Consider the following 11,468-nt stretch of genomic DNA (forward strand, 5'->3'; position numbering starts at 1 on the left):
TTTATTCACCTCTCAAATATGCCTTTACATCTTCTTCAACAGGATCATAAAGATCAGGCTTTACGCCTATATATTTGCAGGCCTCATAAAGTACAGGCACTACATTCTTATGGATGCCGACACAGTGATGAATATATGGTCCCTCAACCACCTTGGCTTCGAGCCGCTTGATATTCTCCACCTCAATCCACAAATATGTTCCCATGCACTTAGGGCCTTCAACTCCCTTGGCATTTCCCAAAAGCATGGAATATTCACCATTATCTCCATCAAAACGGCAAAGGGTAATATCACCATGACGGGCTTCAGCAGTAAGGGCACCAGGATGATCAAAGGCCAATGGATAGGTAAGCTGGGCTTTTTCCTTGGCAATTGATATAGGCCATGGACCGCAATGCTGGAGCAATTCACCATTTTCTATATCCGGATGGCGAATGGTCCAGTCAGCAAAGAAAGATCGGGTGGTTCCCATTCCTGCAGCCTCCACCAGAAGAGCCGTAATAGCACCATGAATATCGGTTTCACATACCACAGGAATTCCCTCATCATTCAGAAGGGCATTGGCGGCACACGGCATAATCCCCAGCTCTGACTGCAGGGCATTCCAGCACTGAATTCCAGCCGCATTACAGCCATACTTCTTAATCAGATTAGACATTCCTACCTTGAGGGCAGCCACATTGGTCAGCTCATCATCCTTGATTTTAATCTCCATTTTTTCACGGCAATAATCTACTACCTTCTGCACCTCTGTACCCTCTGCCTTGGCTGCCTTTACGGCATCCATAAGCTCAGGCATTGGTATTGGCGCCAACTGAATATTGAACCGCTCCAAAAGCTCTCCCTCATTGCACATAGTCGTCCAAAAGTCGTAAGGGCGGGGTGCAATCTGAAGAATCCTGATATTCCTGAAGGTCCTTACTACATTGCATACTGCCAGAAAATCCCGGATACCACGCTCAAATACAGGATCACTTAACCGACAATTTGTCATATAGGTAAATGGAACCTGAAAACGGCGCAGCACCTTACCGGTTGCAAAGAGACCACATTGAGTGTCACGAAGTCTCACACCATTTGGTTCAGGACGCTCATCAAGAGGCCCCCACAACAATACAGGTACATTCATATCCTTAGCCAAACGACCACAAAGGTATTCAGTACCAAAATTACAATGTGGCAAAAAGAGTCCGTCAATCTTCTCCTTCTTGAACTTTTCAACAATTTTCAGCCGATCATTCTCGTCGTACAGGAGCCCTTCTTCATTGATATCATCAATATCAACAAACTCGATTCCCAGCGCCTCCAACCGTTGGCGGGTAAGCCCACGGTATTTGATGGCATCCGGCGCACTGAAAATACTGCGTCTGGTAGGTGCATACCCCAACTTAATCTTATCCATTCATTTACCCCCCTGAATCTATATACATTTACACAATACACGATCCCATTTCCTGAATTTGTAAAAAATCAGTATTTTTTCAAAAACATTATAGCATTTTATATATAAATTTTACAATAATTTTTTAGTGTTTTTTAGTATATAGCGCGAAATCAATATTATTTAGCATTGTTTTATTATTATACTCCTGTAATAAAAGTTTTTCTAATATAAAACATAACTAATCAGTCTAGCATTAATAATTAGCTTAAAAGCTTTAACTAAAATATTTTTATAAAATTTAAGTATTTTTTTACAACCTGTTCTTCAAGCCCACAATTTGACCGTGTATATTCTAAATGGTATTCTTAATCTGTATTATCTAATGGACATCACATTTTATGGAGGAATTATCATCATGAGTTTAGATGGTCTTTCAATGTACCCACTTGTTCAAGAGCTCCAAGGCGCTATCACCGGTGGACGCATTGATAAAATAAATCAGCCAAACAAGCAATCCATTATCATATCGTTGCGACAGCCAGGCAAAAATCTTTTACTGCACATATCAATCAACCCGCAAAATCCTGCAGTTCACATCATTGAAAAGGCCCCGGATAATCCTCCTGAGCCTCCAATGTTCTGCATGGTACTGAGAAAGCATATTGAAACTGCCCGTATAGCCGACATCACTCAACACGGTCTGGACCGTATTATAACAATTACCATGGATGTAATGGCAGCCGGCGGACAAATCGTGAGCAAAGCCCTTGTTATTGAGTTAATTGGAAAATACAGCAATATCATACTGGTACAGGACAATATCATCATAGATGCACTGCGCAAGGTGGGTACCAACTCCAGCCGTATACGCACAGTGCTGCCCGGGGGCCAGTACATTTTGCCTCCGGCACAGGACAAGCTGAATATTCTAAGAGATTCCACAGAACATATCGCATCCACCATATACAGTAAAAAGGAGTTGAAGCTCAGCAAGGCTGTTTTGGACACCTGCCTTGGTTTTGGTCCGGTATCGGCAAGGGAAGCAGCTTTTGGCGCTGGCATTGCCGCCAATTTACCCGTAGAGGATATGGATGATGCCGACTGTGCATCTCTGAAAAGCTCCCTGGATGAACTGAAGAACGCTCTTTCCTCTTCGGAAAACAAGTCGTGTATCGTATTGGACAAAAATAAAAAACTATTGGCCACAGCAGCCTTTACTCTTCATTATTTCACTGATAATAACACTGTCCTCACCTTTGACAGCATCAGTGAAATGCTGGCAAAGGCCTCTGAGCTGTCGGGAAGCTATCAGCCCCCCGACAGGGAAAAGTTCACCAAGCTTATAAAAAACGAGCTTTCCCGTGCCCAAAACAAAGTAACAAAGCTGGAAAAGGATATTGCCGATTCTGACAACGCCGAGGAATACCGCATAAAGGCTGACAATCTCATGACATATCAGTATCAGCTCCAGGACAGGGCTGATGAAAGTATAACCGTAGACAACATTTATAGTGAAAACGGTGAAAGCATCACCATTTCCCTTGATCAGCGGTTATCCATCAGTCAAAATATACAGGCCTACTACAAAAAATATGATAAACTGAAAAGGGGTAAAGCTCTTTTGGAGGAGCAACTGACAAAATGCCATGAGGATATAAAATACCTTTCCTCCATAGAAGCTTCCCTGAAAGCATCATCCACCATCGCTGAGATCAGTGATATAAAAAGTGAACTCATAGCCGGAGGAATTCTGCATGAAAGCATGCGAAAGCACGCGGCTGTAAAACAGTCCCAGCCTTTTAAATTCACTGCACCGGACGGCACGCAAATACTGGTAGGAAAAAACAATTATCAGAATGACCGGCTGACATTCAAAATCAGCAACCCCGATGATATGTGGCTTCATACCCAGGAAATCCCTGGGTCCCACGTTATAATCCGCTGTCAGGGTGAGGAGCCTTCTGAAAATACTCTCCTGACTGCAGCCTGCCTGGCCGTGCATTTCAGTCAGGCAGCAGGCTCTTCCAAGGTACCTGTGGATTATACCCGATGCAAATTTATCAAAAAGCCTTCCGGCGCAAAACCGGGATTTGTAGTTTTTACCAGGCACAACACTCTTTATGTAACCCCTGACGAGGAAATAATGCAGCCCTTATTGAAACAGATAAACATATAAAAAAGTACAGGTTCTTCCGGAAAAGGGAAGTACCTGTACTTTTTTTACGCCATTTTTAATTATACCTTGAAGAAAATGCCTATTCGATTTCATAATTTTTCACTGGCTGGCCCCGAAAGGCAGAAAAAACTCACCGGCAATATCACTTGCCCTTCAGCTGAATATCATCAATACCATAATAATTGCAAAGACATTTTTTACTGAAGGCGTTATCATAATCCACAAAAAAAACATGGCGCAAGGCCCTGTTTGTTATCTGAATCGGTTCAAGGCTCACCACGGCAGCCCCATCAGAGGCCGCTTCCTGCACAATCTTAGTGCGCAAACTTTCCTCATGGTAAACCGTATTCATCACCACTAAGGCCGAAACCATTGTAAACATGCCTATACCAACGGCACCGGCATATAAGGCCGGCCTGGCATATTTACCAAAATAATCACCTATTTCAGGGGTATGCATAACTGAAATAGCTGCTATAATAATCATCCCCACCGAACTGAATGTTGCCCTGGCCGGAAAGGTAGGTGCAGCCAACATGACCAGGTTGTTAAAGATTGCCAATGCAATCATGCTCCCGGCATAGCGTACCGATGGCCACCTGTTCCATATATCAACGGGTCTGACATTTTGAGCCAGTATCATCCTGTTATACCTGTCGAATCCCATTTTTGTTTTGACCACAGAATAAATCAAAAAAACAACCAGCCAATATATGGCCATCTCCTCAAAGCCGCTGAATATATTATTGATTTTCTCCATTATCCCCGGTTCCGTAAGACCGGCAGGTACCAAAGCCAGTATATAGAAAGCGTCCCTGAGCTTCCAGGCCACGAAACTGCCATTAAAATATGATATTACCAAAATCAGTATCATACCCATAATCAGCCATTGGCCCATACTGATTCCGGCAGGCTTTTTTTCCATGATCACTCCCTGCTGCACAGCCAAAATAGAACTGAATATCCTCCACGACGTAAGCAGCAGCAAAATAATGGGAAATATATAAAGTATCATTTCACCGTTTCCGGCAAACTGATTACCTACGTGCAGCAGAAAGCCTTCGTCCTGCTCCTGAATCCCGTATCGGACATAATTGCCGGGAGCTGCCAAAAGACCCACTGCACCAAGGAAAGCACCGAAAAAGCCCGAAACCATCCAGGCCTGCAGTCTCTTCTTCCTGTATAAATAACAGGCAATTCCCCCAGCTGTACATACCACGGTAACGGCCAGATTTTCCACGGACCAACCGGCAAGGACGCCCAAAAGAAACATGGGAAGTGCCATCCACTCCTTAAAATTTGGAGCCTTTTGGGTCAAAGAAATATTATAGGGCAATAAAAACAGTGCCACCGGTACTGCAGACCACAAATACACCGTGGACCCACTTTTCCAAATTGCCACTTCCCCAAAATGCGGAAAGGAAAGCCAGGCCAGGAGCCCTGTCAAGGCCAGCATAACCGGGTTTCCTGTCAGTTCCGTTTTCCTGATGGCATGAAGGTATATGAGTGCCACCAAAGCTACAAACATCAATCCATTAACAATATCAAACCAGGTTTTTCCTATCCACAGGAATAAAACCAGACAAAATACTGTAACCATTCGTCCACCATGAACAAAATAGTGGTGAACCACAGAATTCCATACATCACCAAAATTTTCGATATGAATATTGGTCATATATATCATGGAATAATCATAATCATCACGGTGCAGGGGCATCAGCATGTTAAGCACCAGCATCAGCACAAAGATAGTCGCAAGCACATAGAAAGTCTGCCACATACACTTTTTATTCCGTGACAAGTATATCACACTCCTTATTCTTGGCCCTCATGTTCTTTCCCATTATCACAGGGTGTCGGCCTTTTTTTCCTGACGGCCCTTGAAAAGGTATTGCCGGTATTATCATATATCACTTTATCTCCATTTAGTTCATCCACCAGATAAGGCGGTCTTCCCTTGCTCTCGGCAAACACCCGCCCAAGATATTCTCCTATTATCCCCAGGGAAAGAAGCTGCACGCCCCCCAAGAACAACAATACCGTCATCAAGGTTGGGTACCCGGCTACAGGATCACCATAGCACAGGGCATTAAAAAATACGAAGCACATATAGGTAAGAGCCAGAACTGATACCCCAATTCCCAGCAGGGTTGTCATGCGAAGGGGTGCTGTAGAGAATGAGGTAAGGCCTTCAATAGCAAGATTAAAAAGCTGTATATAAGACCATGTAGACTTACCGGCTGCTCTGGGCTGAACAGTAAAGGGAATTTCCTTCTTCTTATATCCCACCCAGGTATAAAGCCCCTTGGTAAATCTTTGGCTCTCACGCAACAGGCACATAGCCGCAACACAGCGCCTGTCAAGCAGGCGAAAATCCCCCACATCCCGCTGCAGCTTATGTTTTGAAAATACGCCCATCACCCTGTAAAACAGATTAACCATATTTCGCTTAAACCATGACTCATCAGTCCGATTAGTCCGTCTGGTACATACATCATCATAGCCCTTGTGCCACCAGTCAACCATTTCAGGAATCAGCTGGGGTGGATGCTGCAGATCTGCATCCATAATAATCACCGCATCACCATCAGCATAATCCAGCCCGGCAAGCATGGCTGCCTCCTTACCAAAATTGCGTGATAATCCAATATATGACACATTATCATTTTTTGATGCTAATTGTCTCAATACAGCCAAGGTATCATCTGTACTGCCATCATTTATAAACAAAAAACTGAACCTGCAGTTTTTTACTTCGCTAATACTTTCAGAGACCTTACTGTAAAAATGCTCAAGCACCTCCTGCTCATTAAAGCAGGGCACAATAATAGTGATTGTTTCCATCTTAATGACCTATCTCCCTTTAGTCTTGTACCAAGGCCCTAAAATTTGTAATCTCTATATGATTTGTATGAAGTGTGTTCAAAATATCCGGGGAAAGCATTGCATCAAGCTCTGCCTCAAAATCGTGCTCCCAGCCGGTATCCCTGACAAGCTGACCGTTTATTACCCCGGGGTGCATCATGACCTCCGTGGTTCCAGGCTTCAAATCCCTGATCAGCGATGCCAGATACTGTGTTGAAACAGCTTCTCCTGCTACAATACCTGCAAAATGATCAGGTGCCGCCAGTCCTCTGGCCAATGCTTTTCTCCCAGCCAGAATGGCCAGGGTTCCCAGTCCCAATCGTCCAATCATTTGCCCCAGACCACCAAATTCTCCTGTAAAAATAGGAGTCTTGGGAATGCGAAGAGCCTTTATCCCCGAGGCCTGCACCAAATCCAGCACAATATCAATAATCCCCGGCAGGGTATGCATATGCTGATGACTGTCAGCATGGGTAAGACTTAAGCCTGTCTGCTGCATCTTGCTCAGCTGTCCCCCAAGTTCAGAACGAACTTCCTGCATATTGATACTGCCACTGAGCCATTTCTTCACAAAAGCTGCATGATTATCGGCAAACACACCTTTTTCGTTAACCAAGGATGGGATTTCCCCCGGAGGCAATACAGGAAAGCCATTCACCAGGGTAAAATGAATTCCTACCCCCAATTCTGAATGATGTCTGCCAATATCCACCGCCTGATCAAAGGCCTCAGCACCCGGCATCAGGGTTGCAGAACGGAGGATTCCCTTTTCCACAGCTTGCTCAACGGCCTCGTTTATCAGCTTATGTCTGCCAAAATCATCAGCATTGATAATTAAACGCTTCATCTATATCAATCCATTTCCAAAATTATCGTATTAAGGGTGCCTGCCTTCCCTCAAGGCAGAAAGCAAGCACCCTTAAATCAAAGAATCAATTCAGCTAAAAAATATGAACAAATCTCATTTTATTTGTATCTTTCAGGCCAACAGGACTTGAGATATTCCCCCAGCCTTGCTTCCCGACCATTGGAGGTCGGGTGATAATAGGTAATTCCCTTCATGGCAGTTGGCAGGTACTGCTGCCTTACAAAGTGATGAGGATAATTGTGGGCATATTTGTAATCAATCCCATGTCCCAGCTTGGCAGCTCCTTTGTAATGGGAATCCCGAAGATGCTCAGGGACACTGCCACAATCACGGTGACGGACATCCCCCAGGGCGGCATCTATCGCCATATATGCCGCATTGCTTTTGGGAGCTGATGCCACATATGTAACCGCTTCTGCCAACGGTATCCGGGCCTCGGGCATCCCCACAAACTGAACTGCCTGAACCGCTGCCATGGCCACCACCAAAGCAAAGGGATCGGCATTGCCAACATCCTCAGCCGCACAAATTGCCACACGACGGGCTATAAAATTTATATCTTCACCGCCTGCCAGCATCCTGGCCAGATAATGAATTGCAGCATCAGGATCGCTGCCTCTCATACTCTTGATAAAGGCTGATACAGTATCATAGTGGTTATCACCCTTTTTATCGTAGCTCTGCAGCCGTTCACCAAAAATACTGCCCAGCAGCTCCATTGATAACTCACTGCCATCCTCAGCCATGGCCGCAGCCTGCTCCAAAAGATTAAGCGCCATTCGTCCATCGCCCCCGGACAACTGGGCTATGGCATCAAGGACCTGATTAGTGGCCTGCAGCTTTCTTTTGCCAAGGCCCCGTTCACTATCCGAAAGTGCTAATCTCATAATATGCATCAGGTCACTATCCGACAGGGCAGACAGCCGTACTATCCGCACACGGCTAAGAAGTGCATGATTAACCTCAAAAAAAGGATTTTCCGTGGTGGCACCGATCAGGACAAGTCGCCCATCTTCCACATATGGCAGGAGTACATCCTGCTGACTTTTATTGAAGCGATGAATCTCGTCTATAAAAATTATTGTCTTCTTTTGATAAAACCGCCGCTGCTCTGCTGCTTCATCGACGATTTTCCGTATATCACCAATGCCGGCTGAAACAGCATTAAGCTTTTTGAAGCAGCTGTCGGTGATGGTCGCAATCATCTGTGCCAGGGTGGTTTTGCCTGTTCCTGGCGGACCATAAAGAATTAAAGAAGGAAGCTGGTCCTTCTCAATCATCTTTCTCAGATATTTCCCTTTGCCTACAGCGTCTTCCTGCCCCACAAACTCATCAAAGGTTCTTGGCCGCATACGCTGGGCAAGGGGCTCATACTTGCTGTTGTCAGACTGCTCAGCCGCTGCAAATAAATCCATACCCAAATCCATGTTTACACCCCGGTGGAACCAAAACCACCTTTTCTTTCTGATCCTGCTCCGGCATCATCACCATCAACAGTCAGATATTTGTAGAAAATACCCTGGGCAATACGGGTGCCCTTTGAGATAAAAAACTCTTTATTCCCGTGATTTATAAGAGGGACCATAATATGCCCCTCATTATCAGGATTATTATAATAATCGGAATCAATTATTCCCTGGCTGTTGATGCAGGAAACCGTATTCTTGATTGATATACCTGACCGGACATGTATCCCCAGGTATTCATCTGGAGCCATATACGCCTTGAGTCCTGTAGGAACCAGCACCACCTTGCCCGGCTCCAAAACAGTATCAGTTGCTGCTTCTATATCATAGCCGGCACTGCCACCTGTCTTACGCCGTGGCAGGTTTATGTCTTGCGCAGCAAAGGCCCCAACTACCTCAAAGCCTCTTTTCCTTTCTACTGTGCTCATTTTATTCCTTCTTCTCGATACCTATATTCTCCAGTGGTCGTCCGGGAGTAATTGTAGAAATTGCATGCTTGTAAACCAGCTGCTGTTTGCCCATGGAATCAATAATTACAGTAAAATTATCAAAGCCCTTGACAAAACCCTTTATCTGAAAACCATTTATCAGGTGAATTGAAACCTGTATGTTTTCCTTTCTTACCTGATTCAAAATACTATCCTGCAAATTGATTACCTTAGATGTCATAATACCCCTCCTCCAGTTCTATTGAAAAAATCTCCCTATATTCCAGACAACATTATCCGCCAAGCCATTACCACGGTACAAATATGGATGAAACCAATGAATATAGGGCATCTTCCTGTACCAGGTGAGCTGTCTCTTGGCAAAATGTCTTGTATTTCTCTTTATAAGGTCGACAGTATCCTCCAGAGACCTCGACCCTGTCACATATCCAAGCATTTCCTTATAGCCGATGCCCCGCATGGACTGTGAATCCGGTGACAGTCCCTGATTCAGCAAGTCCCTGACTTCGTCTGTCAGCCCCTGCTCCACCATGGTATCGACCCTTCTGTTTATTCTATCATAAAGCTCTTCCCGTCGCCAGCATAAGCCGGCAACATATACATCATATACCAGTTCCACCTCATGGGAATCAGAAATCTGCTCCCCGCCGATATGGTATACCTCCAGGGCTCTCACTACCCTGCGGAAATTATTGACATGAATTCTGTCTGCCGCTTCAGGATTCACCTCCCGAAGCATATCATGAACATATTGTTTCCCCTTTTCGGCCCCCAACTGTTCAAGCTTTTGTCGATAGGAATCATCCCCTGCCGTTTTATTGAACTGATAGCCTTCTATAAGGGATTTTATATATAGTCCGGTACCACCAGCCAAAATGGGAATTTTCCCCTGGGAATTCAACTCAGAAATCAGCGGCTTGGCCATACCAACGAAATCGGTTACATTGAAGCCTGCTTCCGGTGGCAATATATCAATCAAATGGTGCCTGATACCGCCACGCTCTTTAATATCAGGCTTCGCAGCTCCAACATCAAAGCCTCTGTATACCAACTGGGAGTCACCGGAAATAATTTCCGTATCAAGTCGCCTGGCAAGCTCAACAGCCAATCCGGTCTTGCCGGAAGCAGTAGGCCCCAGCAGAACGATAAGTTTTTCCTTTTCATTGTTATACATCGCTGCCATCCCCAATTCTTCCTAATAAAAAGACTACTGCCAATAATAATATACTACAAGCAGTAGTCAATGCAACCTAACCCAAAATTGTATTTATTTTTTTATCATATCATGCTCGATCATATATTCAGCAATCTGAAGGGCATTCAATGCAGCACCCTTGCGAATCTGGTCACCACATACCCAGAAATTCAATCCATTTTCAATGGAATAATCCTTACGGATACGACCGACTTCCACATCATCCTTCCCGGAAGTCATAAGTGGCATTGGATATTCCTGCTCATCAGGATTATCCCTGAGAGTCACACCTGGGAATTTGGCCAGCACCTCACGGGCTTTTTCCACAGATACCTCATCCTCGAATTCCACATTTACAGACTCAGCATGACTGCGATATACAGGAACACGAATTGTGGTTGCAGTGATGCGCATATCATCATCATTCATGATCTTTTTGGTCTCATCAATCATCTTCATCTCTTCCTTGGTGTAGAGATTATCCTTGAATACATCAATCTGCGGAATAAGGTTGAATGCTATCTGATAATGCTTTTTAAGGGCAGCCCCAGGCAATATATTGGCAACCACCTCTTTGCCATCATTGATATCCTTTACCTGCTGCTCCAACTCAGCCATGGCTTCCTTACCGCCACCGGAAACAGCCTGATAGGTAGAAACAACTACCCTCTTGATTTTGGAAGCATCATAAAGAGGCTTCAGTGCCATCACCATAATAATGGTAGAACAGTTTGGATTGGCAATAATACCTTTATGCCAGGAAATATCCTCCGGATTAACTTCAGGTACAATCAATGGCACCTCAGGGTCCATGCGGAAAGTACTGGAATTATCAATGACTACAGCCCCAGCCTTGGCAGCTGCAGGACCCAATGTTTTGCTTATGGAACCACCTGCAAAGAGGGCTATATCCACATCATCAAAGGAGTTTTCTGTAGCCTCCTCAACGGTATATTCCTTGCCCATAAACTGAATTTTCTTGCCGGCAGAGCGCTTTGAAGCAAGCAGCTTGAGCTTTGCGAAAGGAAATTTACGCTCCTCTATAAGATTCAGGAATTCCTG

At 44.7% G+C, this 11,468-nt stretch carries 10 protein-coding genes; 1 reads left to right on the top strand and 9 read right to left on the bottom strand.

Going from position 1 to position 11,468, the window contains the following annotated elements:
* Position 1: 1 nt before the first annotated feature.
* A complete protein-coding gene (locus K6C05_RS01980) occupies positions 2 to 1,402 on the bottom strand; it encodes an L-fucose/L-arabinose isomerase family protein (protein WP_296730716.1) in 1,401 nt (466 codons plus the stop codon).
* 397 nt (positions 1,403 to 1,799) lie between these two features.
* Between K6C05_RS01980 and K6C05_RS01985 the strand changes: the two genes are divergently transcribed.
* The gene (locus K6C05_RS01985) at positions 1,800 to 3,560 is read left to right on the top strand and encodes an NFACT RNA binding domain-containing protein (protein WP_296730717.1); all 1,761 of its coding nucleotides are present in this window, start codon (positions 1,800 to 1,802) and stop codon (positions 3,558 to 3,560) included.
* Between the two features lie 142 nt (positions 3,561 to 3,702).
* Here the strand turns inward: K6C05_RS01985 and K6C05_RS01990 are convergent, their stop codons facing one another.
* From K6C05_RS01990 to K6C05_RS02025, 8 genes are all read right to left on the bottom strand, one after another.
* Positions 3,703 to 5,364, bottom strand: a complete 1,662-nt coding sequence (locus tag K6C05_RS01990; protein WP_296730719.1) for a DUF6056 family protein — start codon at positions 5,362 to 5,364, stop codon at positions 3,703 to 3,705.
* 14 nt (positions 5,365 to 5,378) lie between these two features.
* On the bottom strand, positions 5,379 to 6,407 hold the full coding sequence (locus K6C05_RS01995; protein ID WP_296730722.1) for a glycosyltransferase family 2 protein: 1,029 nt from the start codon (positions 6,405 to 6,407) through the stop codon (positions 5,379 to 5,381).
* Between the two features lie 19 nt (positions 6,408 to 6,426).
* On the bottom strand, positions 6,427 to 7,275 hold the full coding sequence (locus tag K6C05_RS02000; RefSeq protein ID WP_296730723.1) for a ChbG/HpnK family deacetylase: 849 nt from the start codon (positions 7,273 to 7,275) through the stop codon (positions 6,427 to 6,429).
* 119 nt (positions 7,276 to 7,394) lie between these two features.
* Complete coding sequence (locus K6C05_RS02005; RefSeq protein ID WP_296730724.1) at positions 7,395 to 8,723, bottom strand: replication-associated recombination protein A; 1,329 nt, start codon at positions 8,721 to 8,723, stop codon at positions 7,395 to 7,397.
* Positions 8,724 to 8,725: 2 nt separating this feature from the next.
* The gene (gene dut, locus K6C05_RS02010) at positions 8,726 to 9,190 is read right to left on the bottom strand and encodes a dUTP diphosphatase (protein ID WP_296730725.1); all 465 of its coding nucleotides are present in this window, start codon (positions 9,188 to 9,190) and stop codon (positions 8,726 to 8,728) included.
* Between the two features lies 1 nt (position 9,191).
* Complete coding sequence (gene hfq / locus K6C05_RS02015; protein ID WP_296730727.1) at positions 9,192 to 9,431, bottom strand: RNA chaperone Hfq; 240 nt, start codon at positions 9,429 to 9,431, stop codon at positions 9,192 to 9,194.
* An 18-nt stretch (positions 9,432 to 9,449) separates the two neighbouring features.
* On the bottom strand, positions 9,450 to 10,394 hold the full coding sequence (gene miaA, locus K6C05_RS02020; protein ID WP_296730728.1) for a tRNA (adenosine(37)-N6)-dimethylallyltransferase MiaA: 945 nt from the start codon (positions 10,392 to 10,394) through the stop codon (positions 9,450 to 9,452).
* Between the two features lie 84 nt (positions 10,395 to 10,478).
* The coding region (locus K6C05_RS02025) for an aspartate-semialdehyde dehydrogenase (RefSeq protein WP_296730730.1) at positions 10,479 to 11,468 on the bottom strand (990 nt) is incomplete at its 5' end.

The organism is Anaerovibrio sp., from assembly GCF_024697385.1.
GTDB lineage: Bacteria > Bacillota > Negativicutes > Selenomonadales > Selenomonadaceae > Anaerovibrio.